The following is a 23,929-nucleotide window of genomic DNA, read 5'->3' on the forward strand; positions in this document are numbered from 1 at the left end:
CGCCTGGCTGATAGCGCAGGCGGTGTAGGCCAATATTGGTGTCGAAAGGGGAGTGCGCCTTATGGGAGTGTTGTGCTGTGGGCGCCGCCCTCAAGGTTTGGCGTAGCATATCATACCGGCGACTGGACAAAGGCGGACAAGGTGTTGCCGCGCGAGGTGAATGCCAAAGCAGTCTCCAGCGCCTCGCGAATCGTCACGTCCATGTCCAGATAGCGATAGGTGCCAAGGCGGCCGACAAAGGTCACGCCGGGGGTGGCGTGGGCCAGGTCGACATACTGCTCCAGCAAGGATTTCTCCTTGACCAGACGGATTGGGTAATAGGGCGTGTCGCCGGGTTCCGCCTGGCGTGAGAATTCGCGATAGCAGACCGATCCCTGATGGCTTTCCCACGGGCTGAAATGCTTGTGTTCGGTGATGCGGGTATAGGGCACGTCGCGGTCGCCATAGTTCATCACCGCGCAACCCTGATAGTCGCCATCATGGCTGAAGCGTTCAAAATCCAGCGTGCGATAGCCCAGGCGGCCCAGGCGATAGTCGAAATACCCGTCCAGCGGCCCCGACCAAAAGACGTGATCGGCATCCGCTGCCATGTCTGGGCTATATTCGGTGCCCAGATCGACCGTGATACGCGGGTGATCCAGAATGGCCGCGACCATCGCGGTATATCCGTCCTGCGGCATCCCTTGGAAGCGATGGAAGAAATAGTTGTCGTCATAGTTGAACCGCACCGGCAGCCGCTTGAGGATCGATGCCGGCAGCTCGGTCGGTGAACACCCCCACTGCTTTTCGGTATAGCCCTTGAAAAACGCCTCGTAGAGTTCGGGCCCCACGAACCGCAGGGCCTGCTCCTCAAAGCTTTGCGGATCGGTGATGGTCGTGTCGGCCTTTGATTCGATAAAGGCGCGGGCCTCCTCGGGGTGCAGGGTGGTGCCAAAGAACTGGTTGATTGTCAGCAGGTTCACCGGCAGCGAATAGACCCGCCCCTGTGCGGTCGTCTTGACCCTATTCTGGAACGGCATGAAGCGCGTGAAACGATTGACGTAATCCCACACGCCCTCATCGTCGGTGTGAAAGATGTGGGGACCATAGACATGCATCATGACGCCGGTATCGGCATCGCGTTCCGTATGGCAGTTGCCGGCGATGTGGGGACGCGCGTCGATGATGCGGCAGTCATGTCCGGCCTCGGCCAGTTCCCGCCCGATCACGGCTCCGGACAGTCCCGCGCCTACCAGAAGTATCTTCATCGTCCCCTCCCATTCTGTCCACTGTCTGGCAACCACACTGCCGTACCTCGCTATAGCGATGCTTGGCGCCCAGTCCAACAGGGCAGTCTGATTGCAATGCATCCGCGGATATTGGCCATGTCTGGTTTGCAACCATTTGGGATGAATCGCACGTCGATGAAATGGATCAGGCTGAATGATGGGGTTTCCGACCCGATTCATGCCGATCACCGCCTTGTACGGCGGGCACGACCGTTCCTGCGTCAGCAGGCGATCAAAGCCGCAGTGATCAGTGCCTAAACATATCCCGGACCTGCCCACGCCCACCGCCTGCAACACGGATGCCTGCGCGTTTATCGCCCACATCGGATTCTGGAAACATTGGATAATCTGTCAGCTGCCGGTGAGGTCCATCCTCTGATACAGACCGACACTCAGCTGGGGGTCTGCTGATGATGGTACGCTGGCCAATTATTGACGTGGCATGTCGTCCAGTCGCCGACGTTCAGGGTTTTGATCACGGGTATGAATGCCCGGCCCAGTGCCCACGAGGTCGAAGGAAAGGAGGAAACAGCTCTGATCCAAGCGTTGGAAATCGCCCCGGGGCTGATCCGGCGCTGACCGACCTGCTGCGCAATCGGCACGAGGGTGGCGCCGACCCGATTATGGCGGCGTGTCCGGCGGGCCTTCTGCGTGACGGGCTCTGACGGAGTAGTGCGCCATTCAGATCACACCGGACCCGCTGCGCGAGATGACCCATCTCCGCGCTTTGGCCCGTGACCGGATCGATGCCGCAATCATGTCCTTCGCCGATGGCGCACCGTTCGTTTATCCGTCGGTCGCGCAGGGATTCCCGTTCGCGGTCAGTCTGGCGGACTATCCCGGCCCACTGCGCGGCGCGGTGGAAATCGCACTGCGTCACGGCATTTGTTGATTGACAGAGCTGATCAGTGACAAAGCGCCATTGGGCTGGGTTCAAGGCGCGGGCGACCCCGGGAGTCCGCCGCGCGGCACTGACCACGGGCGATCTGGCCAAAGAGGTGGCACATCCACCCCACTGTGATCACGGGCCGGAATGAGGGCCGCGACCGTTGACGGAAAGAAGCTGCCCGAGCGGACGATTTCCGATGAGGAGGTGCAAGGCTGCATGCCAAGATCGACCATCGGGCTGTGGAACACAAATTTTCCGCGTACCATTCCGTGGTTTGTCCATCACCCGCCCCAATCGAGTCCGGTGCGGCGGTGCCAGTGACAAGTGCATGCGCCGGGGTGTCTCTACCTGGTGGCCACCAAGGGTTGGCACGGCCGCAAGGTGCTCAGATGGCGACGGTCGAACGCCACGGACCCGCTGGCCAAAGACGGGCCGCCCGAGATCTGTGATACTAATCAGGCGGACAGGAAACCCGTGTCAGACCCTGGAGAACTGGCGAACTGGCCGCAAAACACAGACGATCCCTGCATAACCCGGACTGTTCGGGCGGACCGCCCGCATCGTGACCAGGGCCCATCCCGATCTGCTGCGAACGGGCACGGACCCTGCGCGAACACCAAGTTTGACCTTTATCGGTACAATCTGCGCGCTGATGATGGCATCGTTAGGGTCCGCGACGGCCCATTTGCGGAACGGCTGATCCAGTCTTTCGATGCGATGCTTTTGTCGGTTCACAGGGCGGGCTTGCCCCAGCCATTTTCCATGCGGTCCAGCGCGTGCCGGTCGCAGGGTCTGACCGGGCAACAGGCCAAAGCGACGCGCGGTATCGCCTGACTGTGGCTTTCGCTGCGATCGCCCGGACCCAGCCAATTGCCGATGCGTCGAGGTCAGGCGTTCGGACGGTGGTGGTGCTGCCGATCGGCCGACGATCTGACGCGGGCAGAACTGGTGCGCGATCAGCCATGCGCCTGGGGGCGAGCTTTGGTCCAGGACATTTCGGCGCGTGATGGTGCCATGGCGGGCAGTGTCGTGCATCGCGGGCGGGCTGCGCCCCTAGGCCCGCTGCCAAGGGCGCAGTTCGGCCTCCATCCAGGTGCCATGGGCGGCGTTTGGAAAGACGATCCAGTCCTGACCAAAGCGGTCGGCATGGTCGTCTGTCAGGCGGTGCTGATCCTCCAGCGCGGCGCCTGCAAAGGCACCGTGGAAATCGTGCAACGTGTCGCCCAGTTGCAGGACGATCCGGTGGGCGCGCTCGACCTGTTCGCGGCGCTTGGCCTTGGGCGGGCCGAACAGCAGCACCTGTTCGGCGCAGACCTGCGGCAGGCCGAGACGCGACAGGGTCGCGATGGTGGCCAGCTTGTTCTCCTCGAACCGGTCCGAGACGTAGAAGATCGTGACGCCAAGGCTGTCGGCCAGCGCAAAGAACTCGGCGGCGCCGGGGATCAGGTGGGGGTTGCCCTCACGCTCCCACAGCAGCCAGGTGTCCAGGTTCTGGAACATCCCCTCGTTGTGCATGGCGGCGGCCATGACGGCGCTGTTGTCCAGGATCGTCTCGTCGATGTCGCTGAGAATCGCCAGCCCGGCGCCGCCCCCGGCCTGATCGACGGCGGCGCGCAGGCGCAGCGTCGCCAGCGCATAGCATTGCCGCTGCAGGGCGCGGACCTCGGCCGAGGCCTGCTGATAACGGACGGCGATGGCGTGGTCGTGAGGCGTGCGGGTGGGGTGCATGATCTGTCCTTTGGTCGCGCGCAGCATAGCTAGGCCGCGTGCGCCGCCGGGTCAAATGCGTGTCATGTCAGGGCAGCGATTGGCCGCCGCATCACAGTGCGGGGGCGGGGATGCGGTACGGCGCCTCGCGGACGGGCAGGTGGATCAGGGCGCTGAACGCCCCGATGCCCACGCCGATCCACCAGACCATCAGATAATCACCCGACGCGTCATACAGCTTGCCGCCCAGCCACACCCCCATGAACGATCCGACCTGATGGGACAGGAACACGAACCCATAGATCGTGCCCATATAGCGCAGCCCATAGATATAGGCGACCAGACCTGAGGTCAGCGGCACCGTGGCCAGCCACAACCCCCCCATGACCAGAGAGAACGCGACCACCGTGCCGGGGGTCATCGGCGCCAGGATGAACGCCGCGGCGGCGATGGTGCGCAGGGTATAGATGCCCGCCAGCAGGTATTTTCTGGTATAGCGCTTGCCCAGATACCCCGCCAGGATCGCCCCGCCGATATTGGCCAGCCCGATCAGCGATATGGCGATCGCCCCAAGCGCCGATGTCGTGGTGATGCCCAAACCCGCCAGCATGCCGGCTGGGTCGATGGGGCCGCACATCTCTGTGATCATGGCGGGAAAATGCGCGGTGATGAAGCCCAGCTGATAGCCGCAGGAAAAGAACCCCGCAAAGATCATCATGAAGGACGGGTCGCGGAACGCGCGTTTCAGCACCGTGCCCATGCTGTCCTCCAGCTGCGACGGGGTTGCGGGCCTGCCGTCGCCCAGCATCGGCAGAAACAGCATCGTGGCCAGCACGATGACCCCAAATATGACAAAGACCGATTGCCAAGGATAGAACGCCAGCAACCCTTCGGCCAGCGGCGCGCCAAAGACCTGCCCCGCTGATCCGGCGGCAGTGGCGATGCCCAGGGCCAGGCTGCGGTTGTCGTCGCTGGCGGCGCGGCCGACGACGGCCAAGATCACCCCGAACCCGGTGCCGGCGATGCCGAAACCCACGATGATCTCCAGCAGCTGGATGCTAGCCGGGGTCGTTGCGAATGCAGTCAGGATCAGGCCGGTGCTGTACAGGATCGCGCCGACGATGATTGCCCACCGGTCGCCCCACCGTTCCGCCATTGCGCCAAAGATCGGCTGGCCGATGCCCCACGCCAGGTTCTGGATCGCGATAGCCAGCGAAAATTCCGCCCGCGGCCAGCCGAAATCCTGGGCGATGGGGATCTGAAACACGCCAAAACTGGCGCGCAGCGCAAAGTTGATCAGCAGGATCAGCGATCCACCGATCAGCACGGGTGTCAGGATGCGGGAATGGGGCATGGCTGCGGCCTTGGATAGGGTCGGCCGCAGCGTTGCCCCCGGCATAAGGGCACGTCAATCACGCAATTGTCAGGATGCAATCGCCTCGGTCAGCGGCGCCCTATCTCGGACTGGATAGAGAACCGCGATGACGGGATAGAGGCGCCTTTGGACATCTCTCCCAGGATCACGGTGGTCTTTTGGCCCGTGTCATCGGTCACGACCCACTGGCGCAGTTCGGTGGGGGCGGTGAACACCATCTGAATGGTGCCGTTCTGGGGCCGCTGCGGGTCCTGTGCGGTCACGATGGTGCCGTTGTTCTGTTCGCTGTGGCCGGTGACCATGCCCTGGCGGCCAAGGTTCACGTTGGCGTCCAGAATGATCGACAGCGGCGTCTGCGACAGCGGATATTGCTGCGGCCCGCCGTTCGATTTGCCGTCAAAGATCGCCACGTTGCCGCCCGATGCCAGCACCAGCGTCGGGTCGTTGTCGTATTCGAACCGCACCCGGCCGGGGCGCTGGATATAGACCGTTCCGGTGGACACGGTGCCGTCCGGGTTGATCTGCGTGAACTCTGACGTGACCGTGGTCAGGCTGTTCAGATAGCGCGAGATCTCGGACAGGGAGATGCGTTCGGCCAGGGCCGGAAAGGCCATGGCGACAAGAAGGGCGGGCGCAAGGGCGAGGGTGCGTATGTTCATGGTTCCGATCATATCCTTTCGCGGTTGCGATGCACATCACGTCTGGCGGATGAACGCGGTGCCAACCATCGCGCGTCCGTGACGGTTCCGCATCATTTGTTTCACCTATGACGACTTGCGAAGAACGCATGGGGAACATATCTTTTGCCCATGGCACAGCGCACCTTGCAAGACAAATTGGCGATCCTGTCGGACGCGGCGAAATACGACGCATCCTGTGCGTCCAGCGGGACGACGCGGCGCGATTCGCGGTCCGGGGGCATCGGCTCTGCCGGGGGCACGGGGATCTGTCACGCCTATACGCCGGACGGGCGCTGCATCAGCCTGCTCAAGATCCTGATGACGAATTTCTGCATCTATGATTGCGCCTATTGCATCAACCGCGTCAGCAGCAATGTCGAACGCGCCCGGTTTTCCCCCGAGGAGGTTGTCCGGCTGACGCTGGAGTTCTATCGCCGCAACATGATCGAGGGGCTGTTCCTGTCGTCGGGCATCATCCGCAGCCCGGACCAGACGATGGGTGACATGGTCCGCATCGCGCGGATGTTGCGGATCGAACATGGGTTCAAGGGGTACATCCACCTGAAAACCATCCCCGACGCGTCGCCCGATCTGGTGGCACAAGCCGGGCTGTTTGCGGACCGTCTGTCGGTGAATGTCGAACTGCCCCAGGATGCCAGCCTGCGCCATCTGGCCCCCGAAAAGCGCCCCGAGACGATCCGCGCCACGATGGCCGACGTGCGCCTCGGCCGAGAGGCCGCCAAGGACCGCAGCCATACGGGCAAGCGCCCGCCGCGTTTCGCCCCCGCCGGACAGTCCACGCAGATGATTGTCGGCGCGGATCAGGCAACCGACGTGGACATCCTGAACACCTCGGCCAATCTGTATTCCGGGTATCAGCTGAAACGGGTGTATTACTCGGCGTTCAGCCCGATCCCTGACGCGTCGGCCATGCTGCCGCTGGTCAAGCCGCCGCTGATGCGCGAACACCGCCTGTATCAGGCCGACTGGCTGATGCGTTTCTATGGATTCGACGCGACAGAGATCGGGTCGGCGCATCCGTCGGGCAACCTGGATCTGGATATCGACCCCAAGCTGGCTTGGGCATTGGCCAACCGTGCGCAGTTTCCGGTCGATGTGGGGCGCGCGACGCGCGAGATGCTGTTGCGGGTGCCGGGGTTCGGGACCAAGACCGTTGCCCGCATCCTGACCGCGCGGCGCAGCGGCGTGCTGCGATACGCGGACCTGCTGCGCATGGGCGCGATCATGTCCAAGGCCCAGCCCTTTGTCACGTTGCCCGACTGGACGCCCGGTGCATTGATCGACAGCGCGGGCCTGCGCGCCCGGTTCGCGCCGCCGCCTGAACAGCTGTCCCTTTTCTGATGATCCGGGTCACGCTGCCGCGGTTCGGACGTTTTGACGCCTGGCGTCAGGCCGCCCGCGATCTGGCCAGCGCGCGCGTCCCGACCGAGGACGTGACCTGGGCCGACCCCGACACGCCCCCCGACCTGTTCGGCGCCGATCCGGCCCCACCGCCTGGCGACCATTCGGTGATCGCCACGCAGGAGTTTCTGCAACTGGCACGCCAGTTCGCCAGCCATTCCGACCCGGAACGCTGGCCGCTGCTGTATGGAGCGCTTATGCGGGCGCAGGGTGACCGGCGGTTTCTGTCGAACCCTGCCGACCCGATGCTGGACCGCCTGTCGCGCATGGCGAAATCCGTGCGCCGCGACATCCACAAGATGCATGCCTTTGTCCGGTTTCACGAATTGCCCTCGGACGGGCCGCGCCGCGCGTTCGGCGCGTGGTTCGAACCCGAACACCCGATTCTGGAGGCCGGAACGCCGTTCTTTGCCAAACGCTTTGCCGACATGGACTGGCTGATCGCCACGCCCGAAGGCACGGCCCGGTTCGACGGCAACGCCATCACCTATGACGACCCGACCCCGCGCCCCGATCTGCCCGACGATGCCAGCCACGACCTGTGGCAGACCTATTTCGCCAATATCTTTAACCCGGCGCGCATCAAGACCAACGCGATGCGGTCGGAAATGCCCAAGAAATACTGGAAGAACCTGCCGGAAACCCGGCTGATCCCCGACATGCTGGCCGATGCGCCCCGGCGGGTGCAGGCCATGCGCGATGCGGGCGCGTCCGATGCCCCGGCCTTTGCGCCAAAGATCACTGCCCGCCTGCGCCAGCAGCCCGATGACAGCATTTCTGACACGCTGGATCAGGCCGCATCCCAGGCCGCCCGCTGCACCCGGTGCGAGTTGTGCCATGCTGCCACCCAGACCGTCTGGGGGCAGGGCGATCCCGCCGCCGCCCTGATGCTGGTCGGAGAGGCGCCCGGCGATCAGGAGGATCTGGCCGGCCTGCCCTTTGTCGGGCCCGCGGGCCAGTTGCTGCACCGCACCATGGCCGAGGCAGGGCTGGCCCCCGACCGGGCGTGGATGACCAATGCGGTCAAGCATTTCCGTTTCACCCCGCGCGGCAAGCGGCGCCTGCACCAGACGCCCGACCGCGACCATGTCGACCAGTGCCGCTGGTGGCTGGACACCGAACGCCGGATGGTCGCGCCGCGCCTGACCGTGGCCCTGGGGGCGACGGCGGCCTTCGCGCTGACCGGCAACCGCAAGCCGTTGACGCCACGCCGCGGGTTGGTCGAACCTGCGCGCGACGGCGGCCCCGTCCTGATCACCTGGCACCCCAGCCTGATCCTGCGCCTGCCGCCAGACCGCGCGCCGTCGGCCCTGTCCGAATTGCGGGCCGATCTGGCGCAAGCTGTGCAGATGGTGGCCTGAGGCGTCAGCCAAACACTGACCAACCGGTGAATTCGGCCAGTCGTTCGGCGGCCAGCGTGCCCATCTGGGAATTGCCCCAGCCATCCAGCCCCGGCGACCAGATCGCGATCGACGCCTTGCCCGGCGCGATGATCAACAGCCCGCCCCCCACGCCCGATTTCGCAGGCATGCCCACGCGGAACGCGAAATTGCCCGACCCGTCATACTGGCCGCAGGTCATCATCAGCGCGTTGATCCGCCGCTGTTTCACCGGGGCCAGCAGCGCGGGCGCACAGTCCAGTCCGGCGATCACCCGGCCCGCGCGGGCCAGCTGGATGCACGACATCTCTATCGCGCATTGGTGGACATAAGTGCCGATGACGTGGTCGGGCGGGTTGCGCAGGTTTCCAAAGCTGCGCAGGTAATGCGCCAGCGCGGCGTTGCGGTACCCGGTGCGGGCCTCGGACCGGGCGACGGCCTTGTCGATGTGGATGTTCTCATCCTCGGCGGCGGCGCGCACGAAACCAAGGATCTCGGCCAAGGTCTGTTGCGGGCTGCGCCCGGTCAGCAGCTGGTCGGTCACCACGATGGCGCCCGCGTTGATGAACGGATTGCGGGGGCGGCCCTTTTCCTGTTCCAGCAGCAGGATCGAATCGAACCGGTCGCCCGACGGTTCGCGCCCCACGCGCAGCCACAGCTGTTCGCCGATCCGCCCCAGCACGCAGGCCAGCGCGAACACCTTGCTGACCGACTGGATCGAGAACCCCTGATCCGCCTGTCCCGCCGTCAGCACCCGCCCGTCGGCCAGCGCCACGGCGATGCCGAACTGGTCCGGCGCGACGCGGCCCAGTTCGGGGATGTAATCAGCGACCTTGCCCCAATCGGCGGTCGTGCGGATGTCGTGGTCCAGATCCTGCAGAAAGCGGTCAAGTGTCATGGCGTTCCCCGATGCTGGGCGCAGCCTATGGCGCGAAACCGCCCGTCGGGGAAGGTTAAAGCGCCTGACCCGCCAGCATCCGCGGCATCGGCGACACGGCCAGCCCCGCCGCCTGCCGCATGAAACCGCGCCGCAGCCCCGGCAGCGCGTCGACCACGCCCATGCCCGCACCGCGCAGCCCAGACACCGCCGGATTGTCGGTGGCAAACAGCCGGTTCACCCCGTCCATGCCCAGGGCCAGCGTCGTCGCATCGTGCCTGCGCCATGCCTGGTATCGCTCCAGCACCAGCGTGCTGCCGATATCCTCGCCCCGGCGGGCGGCGTCGACCAGCACCTCGGCCAGGGCGGCCACGTCGCGCAGGCCCAGGTTCAGGCCCTGACCGGCGATGGGATGCACCCCATGCGCCGCATCGCCCACCAGCGCCACGCGCGGGGCGGCATAGTCGCGCGCCAGCGACAGCGACAACGGATAGCTGAACCGCGGTCCCGCCAGCGACAGCGCGCCCAGGAAATCGCCAAAGCGCGGGCGCAGCACCGTCAGGAAATCGTCGTCGTCCAGCGCCGCAATGGCCGCGGCATTCGCGGTGGTTTCCGACCAGACGATGTTGCTGCGGTTGCCGGGCAGGGGCAGGATCGCCAGTGGCCCGGTTGTCATGAAGTACTGATGCGCGATGCCCTGATGCGGCAATTCGTGGTCGATGGCCGCGACCAGCGCGGTCTGGCCATAATCCCATCCCTGCCGTTTGATGCCCGCGCGCGTGGCCACGCCCGACCCGCGCCCGTCCGCACCGACCAGCAGGCGTGCGGTCAGACGCCGCCCGTCGGACAGGATCGCGGTGGCGGTTGCCGGACCGACCTCCTGTCCGGTCACGGACAGGCCGGGCAGGGTGGTCACCGACCCCTCCATCGCGTCGACCAGGGCTGCGTGCAGAAAGCGGTCCTCCAGCATGTGGCCCACCGGGCCTTCGCCCAGTTCGGCGCTGTCGAAATGGAGGAAGAAATGGCCCGCGCCCTCTCCGGGCTGGCCTTGGGATGCCTTGATCTGGTGGATGGGCTGGGCATCGGGGGCCAGCCGGTCCCACAGGCCAAGGGCCCGGAGCACCCGGACCGACGCGATGGCCAGCGAATAGGCCCGCCCGTCGAACCCCGCGCCCGCCCGCGCCCGCGCGGGCCGCGGGTCGACCACGGCCACGTGCAGGCCGGCCTGCGCCAGCGCCAGCGCCAGTGTCGGGCCGTTCAGCCCGCCCCCGGCAATCACGATGTCAAAGTCCTGTGTCATGCCCGGCAGAATGCACGGGCGGCAGGCAAAGGCAATGCGGCGCGCGGCCTCACGCGCCCTGTGCCAGCAACGCGGCCAGCCCGGTGCGATAGTCCGGATAGCGCAGCGTGACGCCCAGATCGCGCTTGATGCGGTCGTTGCGCACCCGTTTGCTGTCGCCGTAAAAGGACCGCGCCATGGGGGTCATGTCGGCCTGATCGAACGGCACCGCGGGCGGCAGGGGCAGGCCCAGCAGGCTGGCCGCATGGGCGATCACGTCCTGGGGCGGGGCCGGGTCGTCGTCGCAGACGTTGTAGATGCCGATGGGCGCTGGCGCATCGATCGAGGCCAGCAGGACCTGGGCGATATCCTCGACATGGATGCGGGAAAAGACCTGACCGGGCTTGATGATCCGGCGCGCGGTGCCGTCGCGGACCTTCTGGAACGGGCCACGGCTGGGACCATAGATCCCCGCCAGCCGGAAGATATGCAGCGGCAGGTCATGCGCGCGGGCCAGATTTTGCCATGCGGCTTCGGCGGCGATGCGGGCCTGGCCACGCGGGCCCGATCCGTCCAGAACCGACCCCTCGTCGACCCAGCCCCCGTCGCGGTCGCCATAGACGCCGGTGGTGGATAGATAACCCAGCCAGCGGGGCCGGGCGCGGGCCAGATCATCCCGGAACGCGGCCAGCACGGGGTCGCCGTCCCGGCCCGGCGCGGTGCTGATCAGGATCGCGTCGGCCTCGGGGATGGCCGCGCGCAACGCATCCTCGGACCCCGGCCACAGCAGGGGCGTGGCCCCGGTTGCCGCAACGCGGCCCGGGTCGTCGCGCGTGGTGCCGGTGACCTGCCAGCCGCGCGCGGTCAGCAAGGGTGTCAGATAGCCGGCGGAATAGCCGTGACCGAAAACAAGCATCTTCATGACGGCACCGTAACGACGCGCGCGCGGCTGCGCCAGACGCTTGCCTGCCGGGCGGGCCGCTGGCAGGGTCGGCATAACAAGAAGGACAGATCCGATGACGACAGACGCCCGCTTTCTGCCGGTCCAGACCCCCGATGCCGCGGCGCCCCGCGACTTTACCGACGCTGCCGCCGCTGTGGCGCGTCTGCGTGCGCTGTACGATCAGGCGACCGGGTTTCTGTTGGGCCATTTCACCGCCATTCTGGAGGGCGCGTCCCCCGTCGCCCGCTATCGCGCCTTTTACCCCGAGGTGCGGCTGATCGTCCCGACCCACGGCAAGATCGACAGCCGCCTGTCCTTTGGCCACGTTGTCGCACCCGGCGTCTATGCCGCGACGGTGACGCGCCCGGACCTGTTTCAGCACTATCTGACCGAACAATTGGGCCTGCTGATCAAGAATCACGGCGTCCCCGTCACCATCGGCCTGTCGGCCACGCCCATGCCCGTGCATTTCGCGGTCGCCGCCCAAAGCGATCTTGCCGTCCCGCAGGAGGGCGTGCTGGATTTCAGCCTGCGCGATGTCTTTGACGTGCCGGATCTGAACACCATGAACGACGACATCGTGAACGGCGTGGCGGGTGCCATGCCCGATGGCAGCCAGCATCTGGCCGCATTCACCGCGCAGCGGGTGGATTATTCGCTGGCACGGCTGGCCCATTACACCGCCACCGCGCCCGAGCATTTCCAGAACTTTGTCCTGTTCACCAACTATCAGTTCTATGTCGACGAATTCGAGGCCTTTGCCCGCCGCGTCCTGTCGGACCCGGACAGCGGCTATACCGCCTTTGTCGCGCCCGGAAACCAGCAGATCACCGATGGCCAGGACAGCATCGTGCCGCTGTCCAAGCTGCCGCAGATGCCGACCTATCACCTGAAACGCGCCAACGGTCAGGGGATCACGCTGGTCAATATCGGCGTGGGCCCCTCCAACGCCAAGACGGCGACCGACCACATCGCCGTGCTGCGCCCGCATGCCTGGCTGATGGTCGGGCATTGCGCAGGCCTGCGAAACAGCCAGTCCCTGGGCGATTTCGTTCTGGCCCACGCCTATCTGCGCGAAGATCACGTGCTGGACGACGATCTGCCCGTCTGGGTGCCGATCCCCGCGCTGGCGGAGGTGCAGGTCGCCCTGCAGGAGGCCGTGGCCGAGGTCACCCGTCTGGACGGATACGAGCTGAAACGCATCATGCGCACGGGCACGGTGGCCACCATCGACAACCGCAACTGGGAGCTGCGCGACCAGTCCGGGCCGGTCCACCGCCTGTCGCTGTCGCGGGCGGTCGCGCTGGACATGGAAAGCGCCACCATCGCCGCGAACGGGTTCCGGTTCCGGGTCCCCTATGGCACGCTGCTGTGCGTCAGCGACAAGCCGTTGCACGGAGAGCTGAAGCTGCCCGGCATGGCCACGGATTTCTATCGCACCCAGGTCGCCAACCATCTGCTGATCGGCATTCGCGCGATGGAAAAGCTGCGCGACATGCCGCTGGAGCGCATCCATTCGCGCAAGCTGCGGTCCTTCAGCGAGACAGCGTTTCTGTAGCGCGGCGGTAAAACACCAGCAAACGCGGGTTTTCGCGCGTCGGGCGAAAAAGGCTTGATCTGCCCGTGAAAACCGTGTGTAGCAGGCGATATGCCGCAAAAGGCGCAATTTGTGGGCCCGGTGCAACAGGGCAAGAGGAGACGGACCATGGCTACGGCTGCTGCAAAACCGATGACCAAAACCCAACTGGTGGCGACCATCGCCGAGGAAATGGGCTCGGACAAGAAATCCGCTTCGGCCGCTCTGGACGCGATCGTGGCGATCGTGACCCGCGAAGTCGCCGGTGGCGGCGCGGTGACCCTGCCGGGCATCGGCAAGATCGCCTGCCGCGCCCGTCCCGAGCGTCAGGTCCGCAACCCGCAGACCCAGGAAATGATGACCAAGCCCGCCGACAAGCAGGTCAAGGTCACCATCGCCAAGGCCCTGAAGGACAGCGTCAACAGCTGATCCGCAGAACCTGCGATGACGGATTGGGGTCGTGCCATCGGGCACGGCCCCTTTTCTTTATGACTTCACCCGGCGGTGGCGCTCTGCTAGCCGTTTTGCATCACCTGCAAGAAAGGCACGGCCCATGGATCTTCGCGCGCTGCTGATGGGTCTGGGCTTTGCGGTGATGTGGGCCTCGGCCTTTACCTCGACCCGGATGATCGTGACCGAGGCGCCGCCGCTGATGTCGCTGGCGCTGCGCTTTGCGCTGTCGGGGGTGGTGGGCGTGCTGATTGCTTGGGCGATGGGGCAGACATGGCGCAATCTGACGCGCGTTCAATGGCGCGCGGTGCTGATCCTGGGCCTGTGCCAGAACGCGCTGTACCTGGGCCTGAACTGGACCGCGATGCAGTGGATCGAGGCGGGCCTTGCCTCGATCATCGCGGCCACCATGCCGTTGCTGGTGGCGTTCCTGGGCTGGACCCTGATGGGCGAACGCCTGCGCCCGATGGGCGTGACCGGGCTGGTCCTGGGCGTGGCCGGCGTGGCGATCATCATGGGTGCGCGCCTGCAGGGCGGCAGCGACCTGACCGGAATTGCCATGTGTTTCGTTGCGGCGCTGGCGCTGGCGGTTGCCACGCTGACCGTCCGGGGGGCCAGTTCGGGCGGCAATGTCATGATGATCGTGGGCCTGCAGATGCTGGTCGGTGCCGTCACGCTGGGCCTGATCGCGCCGTGGTTCGAAACCTGGGACGTCACCTATACCCCGCGTCTGGTCGTGGCGTTTCTGTACACGGTCATCGTGCCGGGGCTGGTCGCGACCTTTGTATGGTTCATGCTGGTTGGCCGCATCGGTGCGGTGCGGGCGGCGACCTTTCATTTCCTGACGCCCTTCTTTGGCGTGGCCGTTGCCGCCCTGTTTCTGGGAGAGGATCTGGGCGCGGGCGACGTGATCGGCGTGGCGGTCATAATGGTGGGCATTCTGGCCGTTCAGCTGTCCAAGGCACCTCCGGTCAAGCGTCCGCCTCCCAGTTGATTGGGGCCAGCTGACGGACCCCTGCGGCCATCGGCGGCGTTGAACCCGCGTGAACCCCTGTCATGATGGTGCCATGCGTCCCGACCAGATACTGCATCCGACCGAGGCCGGGCTGTACTGCCCCCCCGGCGATTTCTATATCGACCCTGTCCGTCCGGTGCCCCGCGCGCTGATCACACACGGGCATGGCGACCACGCCCGGTCGGGTCACGGCGCGGTCATGGCCACGCAACAGACGCTGGACATCATGGCGATCCGCTATGGCGAGGATTTCACCGGTACCCGGCAGACGGCCGAGGGCGTGGCCCGCATCTGCGATGTGCAGGTCAGCTTTCACCCCGCGGGCCATATTCTGGGGTCTGCCCAGATCGCGGTGATGCCCGATCGGGGCCCCAAGATCGTCGTGTCGGGCGACTATTGCCGCGCGCCGAACCCGGTCTGCGCGCCCTATGAGCCCGTTCCCTGCGACATCTTCGTGACCGAGGCGACGTTCGGCCTGCCGGTCTTTCGCCACCCCGACCCGCTGACCGAGATGACCAAACTGATCGCCAGCATGGCCGAGTTTCCCGAACGCCAACACCTGATCGGCGCCTATGCCCTGGGCAAGGCACAGCGGGTCATCGCACTGGCGCGTCAGGCGGGCATCGACGGGCCCATCGCCATCCACGGCGCGCTGCAGCGGCTGTGCGATTTTCACGTGGAACAGGGGATCGACCTTGGCCCGCTGGTTCCCGCCACTGCGAAACAGGTCGATGCCCAACTGGTCATCGCGCCGCCGTCGGCCTTTGCCAGCGCGTGGGTCCAGCGGTTCCGCGACCCGGTGATCGGTTTTGCATCGGGCTGGATGACGGTCCGGGCGCGGGCGCGCCAGCGCGGGGTGGAACTGCCCTTGGTGATCAGCGACCATGTCGACTGGCCGCAGGTCACCCAGACAATCACCGAGCTGGCCCCGCAGGAGGTCTGGATCACCCACGGGACCGAGGACGGGTTGATGCGCTGGTGCGAGTTGCAGGGGATCGCATCCCGCCCCCTGCGCCTGATCGGATACGAGGACGAGCCGGAATGAAGGCGTTTGCCCATCTGCTGGAACGTCTGGCCTTTACCGCCGCGCGCAACGCGAAACTGCGCCTGCTGCGCCACTATCTGGAGTCAACGCCCGACCCCGACCGTGGCTATGCCCTGGCCGCACTGACCGGCGATCTGAAGCTGCGGGCAGTGACGCCGGGCCTGTTGCGCGGGTTGATGGCGGGGCGGGTGGATGAACAGCTGTTCGCGATGTCCTATGATTTCGTCGGCGATCTGGCGGAAACCATCGCGCTGCTGTGGGACACCGATCAGGATCAGGACGTTCCCCTGCGCGACGCGGTTGACCTGCTGTCGGGGACCGGACGCGCGGGCCTGCCTGCGGCGATCACCGCGATGCTGGACCGGCTTGGCCCTTCGCAGCGGCTGGCGTTCCTGAAGCTGGCGACGGGCAACATGCGCGTGGGCTTGTCCGCCCGCATGGCCCGCATCGCCTTGGCCGAGATGGGCGCCCCCGAGGTCAAGGACATCGAGGAAATCTGGCACGGACTGACGCCCCCTTATCAACCGCTGTTCGACTGGATCGCGGGCGGCACGCGCCCCGAACATGCGGCACTGGCACCGTTCCGGCCGGTGATGCTGTCCACGCCGGTCGATCTGGACCAGCTGCGCGCGTTCGATCCGGCGGATTACATTGCCGAATGGAAATGGGACGGCATCCGCGTGCAGGCCATCAACGACGATGGCACGCGGCGCCTGTATTCCAGGACCGGAGAGGACGTGGGCGCGGCATTCCCCGACCTGCTGGAGGCGCTGAATTTCGACGGGGCGGTGGATGGCGAACTGCTGGTCCGGCGCGGTGCCGACGTTGCGCCGTTCGGCGACCTGCAGAAACGATTGGGCCGCAAGGTCGTGGGGCGCGCGCTGCTGGACAGCCATCCGGCGGGTCTGCGGGTCTATGATGCGATGATCTGGCAGGGGCGCGACCTGCGCGACATGCCCCATCAGGACCGGCGCGCGGTTCTGGAGACCGCCGATTTCGGCAGCGACCGGATCGACCTGTCCCCGCTGCTGTCTTTCGACACCTGGGACGACCTGGCCGCCCTACGCGCCGACCCGCCCAGCATCGTGATCGAGGGCGTGATGATCAAGCGCCGCGACAGCGCCTATGTCGGCGGTCGCCCGCGCGGGCCGTGGTTCAAGTGGAAGCGCGACCCGATGGTGATCGACGCGGTGATGCTGTACGCGCAGCGCGGTCATGGCAAGCGGTCGGGGTTCTACAGCGACTTCACCTTTGGCCTGTGGGATGGGGATGTGTTGGTGCCCGTGGGCAAGGCCTATTTCGGGTTCACCGATGAAGAGCTGCGGGAACTGGACCGCTTTGTGCGCAACAACACCACGGAACGGTTCGGGCCAGTACGCTCCGTTGCGCCCAAGCTGGTGCTGGAGGTCGCGTTCGAGGGGCTGAACGCATCCCCGCGCCACAAGTCCGGTGTTGCGATGCGGTTTCCCCGCATCAGCCGTATCCGGTGGGATAAGCCCGCGCCCGAGGCCGATCGGCTGGAGACGCTGAAGGACATGATCCCGTGACGCTGCCCCCCGCGTTCCACGACTGGTTCACCCGGCAGGGATGGCAACCGCATCCGCATCAGCTGGCGCTGCTGGAGGCCAGCACCGACAGCCTGCTGATCGCGCCGACCGGAGGCGGCAAGACGCTCGCGGGGTTCCTGCCCACGCTGGTGGACCTGACCGCGCCGCACAAGGGGATGCACACGCTGTATGTCTCGCCGCTCAAGGCGCTGACAGCGGATATCGCGCGCAACCTGTCGCGCCCCGTGGCCGATCTGGGGTTGGACATCCGGATCGAGGACCGGACCGGCGACACCCGTGCCAGCCAACGCGCCCGCCAGCGCACCGACCCGCCCGACATCCTGCTGACCACGCCGGAATCGCTTGCGCTGATGCTGTCATACGAACAGGCCCCTGCGATCTTTGGCGGATTGCGCCGGGTGGTTCTGGATGAATTGCACGCGCTGGCCGAAAACAAGCGGGGGGACCAGCTGATGCTGGCCCTGTCGCGGCTGCGTGCGCTGGCCCCCGACCTGCAGGTCACGGGCCTGTCGGCCACGGTCGAGGATCCATCGCGGCTGGCACGTTTCATGGGCGGAGCGACGGTCATCCATGCCGATCCCGGCCCCGACCCCGACATCGCCATGCTGGCCACCGCCAAGGCGCCGCCCTGGGCGGGCGCGGGTGGGCATTACGCTGTCCCAGACGTGCTGGCCGCGGTGGCGCAGGCCACGACGACGATCATCTTTATCAACACCCGCGCACAGGCAGAGCTGTTCTTTCAGGCGCTGTGGGCCGCGAATGACGCGAACCTGCCCATCGGCCTGCACCACGGCAGCCTGTCGCGTGAGGCCCGAGCCCGGACCGAGGCGGCGATGGCCGCGGGCCAGTTGCGCGCCGTCGTGGCCACCGGGTCGCTGGATCTGGGTATCGACTGGGGCGCGGTCGATCTGGTGATCCAGGTCGGCGCGCCCCGCAACGTCAAGCGGCTGGTCCAGCGGATCGGCCGGGCGAACCACCGCTATAACGCGCCGTCGCGCGCGCGGATCGTGCCCGCCAACCGGTTCGAGGTGATCGAATGTGTCGCCGCACTGCAGGCCGTGCGCGAACGCGACCTGGACGGCGACGACCGTGGGCCGGGGCCGCTGGACGTGCTGTGCCAGCACATCCTGCTAACTGCCTGTGCGGGGCCGTTCGATGCCGATGCACTGTTCGCAGAGGTTCGCACCGCCGGACCCTATGCGGATCTGGCCCGCGCCGATTTCGATGACTGCGTCGCGTTCGCGGCGACGGGCGGTTATGCCCTGCGGGCCTATGACCGCTGGCAGCGGTTGATGCAACGCGACGGGCTGTGGCGTTTGCGCGACCCGCGCGCGGCGCGCAACCTGCGTATGAATATCGGGACCATCGTCGAGGCGGAAATGCTCAAGGTCCGCTATCGTGGCCGAGGTGGCGCGCCGCTGGGCGAGGTCGAGGAAGGCTTTGCCGCGACGCTGGCACCGGGCGATACCTTTCTGATCGGCGGACAGACGGTCCGGTACGACGCACTGCGCGAGATGGTTGTCGAGGTGACGAAACAGCCGTCCAAAGAACCCCGCATCGCGACGTTTTCAGGAATGAAGCTGGCGACATCGACGCAGTTGTCGCACCGCGTTCTGACGCTGATCGGCGATCCGGGGGCGCATGCCGGCCTGCCGGCCGATACCCGCGACTGGCTGGCGCTGCAGGCGCGGGTCAGCACCCTGCCGCGTCCGGGCACCCTGTTGACCGAGGCATTTCCCCATCAGGGCCGCTGGCATCTGGCCGTCTATGGCTTTGCCGGGCGCAATGCGCTGCAGACGCTGGGTCTGTTGATGACGCGCCTGATGGAGGAGGCGGGGCTGGCACCCCTGGGGTTCCTTGCCACCGATTACGCGCTGCTGATCTGGTCGCTGGACGCTGTCACCGACCCTGCGCCGCTGTTGGACAGGGACGGCCTGCGCGAGGGTCTGGGCGATTGGCTGGCCAGCAATGCGGTGATGAAGCGCAGCTTTCGCAACGTGGCCACCATCGCGGGTCTGATCCAGCGCAACCTGCCCGGTGCGCGAAAATCGGGGCGACAGGCAACGTTCTCCAGCGATATTCTGTACGACACGCTGCGCAAATACGACCCGGACCATCTGATGTTGCGCATCACCGCATCCGAGGCCAGCAGGGGGCTTGTGGATTTTGGCCGGATCGATGAAATGCTGGACCGGACTGACCGCCTGGATCACCGCATGCTGGACCGGGTGTCCCCTTTGGCCGCGCCGCTGATGCTGGAATTGGGCCGCGTTCCCATTGCGGGTCAGGGACGTGAACGCATGGCCGAGGCCGAGGCGGCCGCAATGATGGCAGAGGCAGGGCTTTCGTGACATTCCATTCCTTTGAATTCGGTGGCCAGACGCTGCAGGCGCGGGCCACCGGCGCGCTGTTCTGGCCCGAGCGGCGCTGGCTGATCGTGGCCGATCTGCATCTGGGCAAATCGGAACGCATGGCGCGGCGCGGCGGTGCCCTGTTACCCCCGTACGAGACGCTGGAAACGCTGGACCGCCTGCAGGCGGAGATTGCGGCAACCAATCCGGCGGTCGTGGTCAGCCTGGGCGACGGGTTCGACGACGACGCGGCGGGGCGCGCGCTGCCCGACGATGTTTGCGACCGCCTGCGCGCGATGGCACAGGGGCGGCGATGGATCTGGGTCAGCGGCAATCACGATCCGGGTGCCATCTGTCAGCGCCTGCCCGGCGACACGGCGGTGGACCTGTGCGATGGCCTGACCCTGCGCCACGAGGCGGGGTCGGGGCCGGACGTGTCGGGCCATTACCACCCCTGCATCCGGCTGGCGGGCCAGCGGCGGCGCTGTTTTCTGGTCGGACGCGATCACCTGATCCTGCCGGCCTTTGGCGCCTATACCGGCGGGCTGGAGGTCACTGACCGCGCCTTGGCCACGCTGGTGCCACAGGGTCTGGCCATCGCCTGCGGATCACGGGCCCTGCCGGTTCCGGTTGGAATGCGGCGCCGCGCATGAAAAAGGGCCGGCGCGCATCGCGGCCGGCCCCGTTGTCGTCTGGCGGTCCGATCAGAAGCGGAAATTCGCGCCGACCTTGACGGTGCTCATGGTCATGCTGGCGCGGGTCGACACGGTGTCGATGCCATCGGTGAATTCGATACGCTCGTTGCCGAAATCGCGGTACTGGTATTCGGCAAAGACCGAGGTGCGGGCGTTGATCATACGCTCCACGCCCAGCCCGGCGGCGGCACCTGTGGCGTCAAAGCCGCGGGTCAGCGACCCGTCATCGGTGCTGACCGTATAATCGAAATCACCGCGCGCGACGCCGAACGTTCCATAGACCAGCGTCTGCGGGTTGACTGCGTATCCGGTCTTCATGACCAGCGTCGCAATGTTCTTCATCTCGCTCTCGACGCTGCCGGACGTGGCGTCGACGTCATCGCCAAAGTCGATGCTCTCGTCGACGGAGCCGAATTCGACGCCCAGTTCGGGACCAAAGACCCAGTTGCCACGCTGCCAGCGATAGCCCAGCTGCAAACCGGCGGTCGCGCCGGAGATGCCGACATCGCCCAGACCACCGACCAGACCCACGTCATCACCGTCGATGACCTCGGAGAACCCGACCTGATCATCGGTGTCAAAGATGTAACCAAGCGATCCGCCCACATAGGCGCCGCCCCAGGCCGCGGCGATCGGCGCCTCGGTGGTCACGACGACCGGTGACACGTCCATGACGGGAGAGATGATGCCACCAGCAGAGGCAGCGCCCGAACCCAGGACCAGGGCAGACACGGAAACGAAATAGGAGAGACGCATGGAGATACTCCTGAAAGCATGGGGCACGCACATGGTCTGCGCCCGAATTGCGGATGATGTCATGACAACCCAGCACAGAGAATCAGCAAAAGATCAATTGAAACGCGCAGGGTGCACCGTCCTTGCACGCTGTGGTGGGCAAGGACAGTGACCTTTGGGCAACATGGACCCGTCAGGTATCCAGATTCTCGACGTTCAGGGCGTTCTGCTGGATGAACTCGCGACGTGGTTCGACGACATCGCCCATCAGCTTGGTGAACAGGTCCTCGGCCTCGGCGACGTCTTCGATCCGGACCTGCAGCATGGTGCGCGCGACCGGGTCCAGCGTGGTTTCCCACAGCTGTTCGGGGTTCATCTCTCCCAGACCTTTGTAGCGTTGCAGCGACAGGCCCTTTTCGCCCTCCAGGAACACCGCCTGCAACAGACCCAGGGGGCCGTGGATCGGCTGATCGCGGTCCTTGCGGATCAGGCGCGCGGGCTTGGCATAGATGTCCTGCAGGGCTTGGGTCATTTCTCCCAGCCTGCGGCTTTCGCCACTGCGCAGCATCTGACCGTCCAGGGTCCGGTTTTCCTCAACGCCGCGCAGGGTGCGCGACAGGCGAATGCCGGCATCCTGGGTCGGACGACCCTCCCAACCGCGCTCGTACTCCTCGGCGATCTGGTCAAGGCGGGCGGCGATGTCGGTGGCGACCCCCTGGGCATCCTGGTCGATGCGGCCAGGAACCAGCGCGCCCGCGATTGCGGCCTGTTCGGTGATGTGGGGCGGATAGTGCGTCGGATAGGCACGCAGAATGCGGCGCACCACGCGCGCCTCCTCGACCACGCGGGCCAGGTCCAGGCCGCTTATCTCCTCGCCCGATGCGAGGCGCAGGGATGCACCATCGACACCCTGCTGGATCAGGTACTCCTCCAGTGCGGCCTCGTTCTTCAGATAGACCTCGGACCGTCCGCGACCGACCTTGTACAGTGGCGGCTGCGCGATATACAGGTGCCCGCCCTCGATCAGATCCGGCATCTGGCGGAAAAAGAACGTCAGCAGCAGCGTCCGGATGTGTGCGCCATCAACGTCGGCATCGGTCATGATGACGATCTTGTGGTAGCGCAGTTTCTTCAGGCTGAATTCGTCGCGTCCGATCCCGGTGCCAAGCGCGGTGATCAGCGTACCGATCTGGTCGCTGCCCAGCATGCGGTCGAACCGCGCGCGTTCAACGTTCAGGATCTTGCCACGCAAGGGCAGCACGGCCTGATTCTGACGCGACCGGCCCTGTTTGGCCGACCCACCAGCCGAGTCACCCTCGACGATGAACAATTCGGACAAGGCCGGGTCCTTCTCCTGGCAATCGGCCAGCTTGCCGGGCAGGGATGCCACGTCCATCGCCGTCTTGCGCCGCGTCAGTTCGCGCGCCTTGCGGGCGGCCTCGCGGGCCAGCGCCGCCTCGATGATCTTGCCGACGATCTGGCGGGCTTCGGTCGGGTTCTCTTCGAACCACTCGGACAGCTTTTCGCCGACCAGCCCCTCGACTGCCGGGCGAACCTCGGACGACACCAGCTTGTCCTTGGTCTGGCTGGAGAATTTCGGGTCAGGCACCTTGACGGACAGCACGCAGGTCAGGCCTTCGCGGGCATCATCGCCGGTGAAATCGACCTTTTCCTTTTTCGCGATGCCACTGTCCTGCGCATATTTTCCGATCACGCGGGTCAGCGCGCCACGGAAACCGGCCATGTGGGTGCCGCCGTCGCGCTGCGGGATGTTGTTGGTAAAGGGCAGGACGGTCTCGTGATAGCTGTCGTTCCACCACATCGCGACCTCGACGCTGATGCCGTTCTTCTCTCCGGTGATAAAGATCGGGTCGGGCATGACGGCGGTCTTGGACCGGTCCAGGTATTTCACGAATTCCTTGACGCCGCCCTCATAGAACAGTTCGGTCTTCTGGACCTCGGCGTGGCGCTCGTCCTCCAGAATGATGCGCACGCCGCTGTTCAGGAACGCCAACTCGCGCAGGCGGTTCTCCAGCGTCTTGAAGACATAGTCCAGATTGCTGAACGTGCCTTCGGGGTGGGTCGTCTTGGCGGATGCCAGGAACCGCACCTCGGTCCCGCTTTCGCCCGGCGCGTCGCCCACGACGACCAGCGACTTGACCGTGTCGCCGCGTTCAAAACGGACATAATGTTCCTTGCCGTTGCGCCAGATGCGCAGCTCCAGCCAGTCGGACAGGGCGTTCACAACCGACACACCCACGCCATGCAGGCCGCCAGACACCTTGTAGCTGTTCTGGTCGAACTTTCCGCCCGCATGCAGCTGGGTCATGATGACCTCGGCGGCACTGACGCCTTCGCCCGCATGCATGTCGACAGGAATGCCGCGGCCGTTGTCGCGCACGCTGACGCTGCTGTCGGCATGGATCTTGACCGAAACAAAGTCGGCGTGGCCCGCCAGAACCTCGTCGATGCCGTTGTCCACGACCTCATAGACCATGTGGTGCAGACCGGACCCGTCGTCGGTGTCGCCGATATACATGCCAGGACGCTTGCGCACGGCGTCCAAACCCTTGAGAACCTTGATGGAATCGGCGTCGTACAAAGCGGGTTGGGCGGCGGTGTCGGTCATGCGTCGGGCTTTCTGTTCGTCATGCCCTGATATAGGCTTTCACCGG

General features: G+C 65.8%; 19 protein-coding genes. 10 read left to right on the forward strand and 9 right to left on the reverse strand.

Annotation, left to right across the window (positions count from 1 at the left end; genetic code table 11):
• Window positions 1-110: 110 nt before the first annotated feature.
• Complete coding sequence (glf, locus tag ACJJVR_RS03735) at window positions 111-1,247, reverse strand: UDP-galactopyranose mutase (RefSeq protein ID WP_405402359.1); 1,137 nt, start codon at window positions 1,245-1,247, stop codon at window positions 111-113.
• Window positions 1,248-1,977: 730 nt separating this feature from the next.
• On the opposite strand from glf, the gene ACJJVR_RS03740 reads away from it, so the two are divergent.
• Window positions 1,978-2,160, forward strand: a complete 183-nt coding sequence (locus tag ACJJVR_RS03740) for a hypothetical protein (RefSeq protein ID WP_405402361.1) — start codon at window positions 1,978-1,980, stop codon at window positions 2,158-2,160.
• A gap of 1,050 nt (window positions 2,161-3,210) precedes the next feature.
• On the opposite strand, the gene ACJJVR_RS03745 is transcribed toward ACJJVR_RS03740, so the two are convergent.
• The 3 genes from ACJJVR_RS03745 to ACJJVR_RS03755 all read right to left on the reverse strand — a co-directional run bounded on the left by ACJJVR_RS03745 (window position 3,211) and on the right by ACJJVR_RS03755 (window position 5,898).
• Window positions 3,211-3,885, reverse strand: coding sequence for a 5'-nucleotidase, lipoprotein e(P4) family (locus ACJJVR_RS03745; protein ID WP_405402362.1), 675 nt, complete (start codon window positions 3,883-3,885; stop codon window positions 3,211-3,213).
• 91 nt (window positions 3,886-3,976) lie between these two features.
• A complete protein-coding gene (locus ACJJVR_RS03750; protein WP_405402363.1) occupies window positions 3,977-5,218 on the reverse strand; it encodes an MFS transporter in 1,242 nt (413 codons plus the stop codon).
• Window positions 5,219-5,307: 89 nt separating this feature from the next.
• A complete protein-coding gene (locus tag ACJJVR_RS03755; protein ID WP_405402365.1) occupies window positions 5,308-5,898 on the reverse strand; it encodes a LolA family protein in 591 nt (196 codons plus the stop codon).
• 150 nt (window positions 5,899-6,048) lie between these two features.
• On the opposite strand from ACJJVR_RS03755, the gene ACJJVR_RS03760 reads away from it, so the two are divergent.
• Together ACJJVR_RS03760 and ACJJVR_RS03765 are read left to right on the forward strand one after the other, a co-directional pair.
• Entirely contained in the window at window positions 6,049-7,281 is a 1,233-nt protein-coding gene (locus ACJJVR_RS03760; protein WP_405402367.1) for a putative DNA modification/repair radical SAM protein, read from the forward strand.
• Window positions 7,281-8,702 (forward strand): UdgX family uracil-DNA binding protein, encoded by a 1,422-nt coding sequence (locus ACJJVR_RS03765; protein WP_405402368.1) that lies wholly within the window; start codon window positions 7,281-7,283, stop codon window positions 8,700-8,702. Before ACJJVR_RS03760 ends, ACJJVR_RS03765 begins: the two co-directional genes overlap by 1 nt.
• Window positions 8,703-8,706: 4 nt before the next feature.
• On the opposite strand, the gene ACJJVR_RS03770 is transcribed toward ACJJVR_RS03765, so the two are convergent.
• The 3 genes from ACJJVR_RS03770 to ACJJVR_RS03780 are packed head-to-tail and all read right to left on the reverse strand — an operon-like array spanning window position 8,707 to window position 11,798.
• Window positions 8,707-9,618, reverse strand: a complete 912-nt coding sequence (locus ACJJVR_RS03770) for a glutaminase (protein ID WP_405402370.1) — start codon at window positions 9,616-9,618, stop codon at window positions 8,707-8,709.
• Window positions 9,619-9,673: 55 nt separating this feature from the next.
• Window positions 9,674-10,897 carry a UbiH/UbiF/VisC/COQ6 family ubiquinone biosynthesis hydroxylase gene (locus ACJJVR_RS03775; RefSeq protein ID WP_405402372.1) on the reverse strand — a complete coding sequence of 408 codons (1,224 nt, stop codon included), beginning with the start codon at window positions 10,895-10,897 and terminating at the stop codon, window positions 9,674-9,676.
• A gap of 49 nt (window positions 10,898-10,946) precedes the next feature.
• Window positions 10,947-11,798 carry an SDR family oxidoreductase gene (locus ACJJVR_RS03780; protein WP_405402374.1) on the reverse strand — a complete coding sequence of 284 codons (852 nt, stop codon included), beginning with the start codon at window positions 11,796-11,798 and terminating at the stop codon, window positions 10,947-10,949.
• 94 nt (window positions 11,799-11,892) lie between these two features.
• Here ACJJVR_RS03780 and ACJJVR_RS03785 point away from each other — a divergent pair, with 94 nt between their 5' ends.
• The 7 genes from ACJJVR_RS03785 (at window position 11,893) to pdeM (ending at window position 20,477) form a co-directional block, all read left to right on the forward strand.
• Window positions 11,893-13,377 (forward strand): AMP nucleosidase, encoded by a 1,485-nt coding sequence (locus ACJJVR_RS03785; protein ID WP_405402375.1) that lies wholly within the window; start codon window positions 11,893-11,895, stop codon window positions 13,375-13,377.
• Between the two features lie 147 nt (window positions 13,378-13,524).
• Complete coding sequence (locus ACJJVR_RS03790) at window positions 13,525-13,824, forward strand: HU family DNA-binding protein (RefSeq protein ID WP_042246023.1); 300 nt, start codon at window positions 13,525-13,527, stop codon at window positions 13,822-13,824.
• A 124-nt stretch (window positions 13,825-13,948) separates the two neighbouring features.
• Window positions 13,949-14,839 carry a DMT family transporter gene (locus ACJJVR_RS03795; RefSeq protein ID WP_405402378.1) on the forward strand — a complete coding sequence of 297 codons (891 nt, stop codon included), beginning with the start codon at window positions 13,949-13,951 and terminating at the stop codon, window positions 14,837-14,839.
• Window positions 14,840-14,912: 73 nt separating this feature from the next.
• Window positions 14,913-15,905 carry a ligase-associated DNA damage response exonuclease gene (locus tag ACJJVR_RS03800; RefSeq protein WP_405402531.1) on the forward strand — a complete coding sequence of 331 codons (993 nt, stop codon included), beginning with the start codon at window positions 14,913-14,915 and terminating at the stop codon, window positions 15,903-15,905.
• Window positions 15,902-17,452 carry a cisplatin damage response ATP-dependent DNA ligase gene (locus ACJJVR_RS03805; RefSeq protein WP_405402380.1) on the forward strand — a complete coding sequence of 517 codons (1,551 nt, stop codon included), beginning with the start codon at window positions 15,902-15,904 and terminating at the stop codon, window positions 17,450-17,452. The genes ACJJVR_RS03800 and ACJJVR_RS03805 overlap by 4 nt, the downstream gene beginning before the upstream one ends.
• Entirely contained in the window at window positions 17,449-19,824 is a 2,376-nt protein-coding gene (locus ACJJVR_RS03810) for a ligase-associated DNA damage response DEXH box helicase (protein WP_405402381.1), read from the forward strand. Before ACJJVR_RS03805 ends, ACJJVR_RS03810 begins: the two co-directional genes overlap by 4 nt.
• The gene (gene pdeM / locus ACJJVR_RS03815) at window positions 19,821-20,477 is read left to right on the forward strand and encodes a ligase-associated DNA damage response endonuclease PdeM (RefSeq protein ID WP_405402383.1); all 657 of its coding nucleotides are present in this window, start codon (window positions 19,821-19,823) and stop codon (window positions 20,475-20,477) included. Before ACJJVR_RS03810 ends, pdeM begins: the two co-directional genes overlap by 4 nt.
• Window positions 20,478-20,528: 51 nt before the next feature.
• Here pdeM and ACJJVR_RS03820 read toward each other — a convergent pair whose 3' ends face one another.
• Together ACJJVR_RS03820 and gyrB are read right to left on the reverse strand one after the other, a co-directional pair.
• The gene (locus tag ACJJVR_RS03820; protein WP_405402384.1) at window positions 20,529-21,275 is read right to left on the reverse strand and encodes an outer membrane protein; all 747 of its coding nucleotides are present in this window, start codon (window positions 21,273-21,275) and stop codon (window positions 20,529-20,531) included.
• A 172-nt stretch (window positions 21,276-21,447) separates the two neighbouring features.
• A complete protein-coding gene (gene gyrB / locus ACJJVR_RS03825; protein WP_405402386.1) occupies window positions 21,448-23,883 on the reverse strand; it encodes a DNA topoisomerase (ATP-hydrolyzing) subunit B in 2,436 nt (811 codons plus the stop codon).
• Window positions 23,884-23,929: the final 46 nt, after the last annotated feature.

The sequence above is a fragment of the Paracoccus sp. Ld10 genome (assembly GCF_045064235.1).
In the GTDB taxonomy this organism is placed as follows: domain Bacteria; phylum Pseudomonadota; class Alphaproteobacteria; order Rhodobacterales; family Rhodobacteraceae; genus Paracoccus.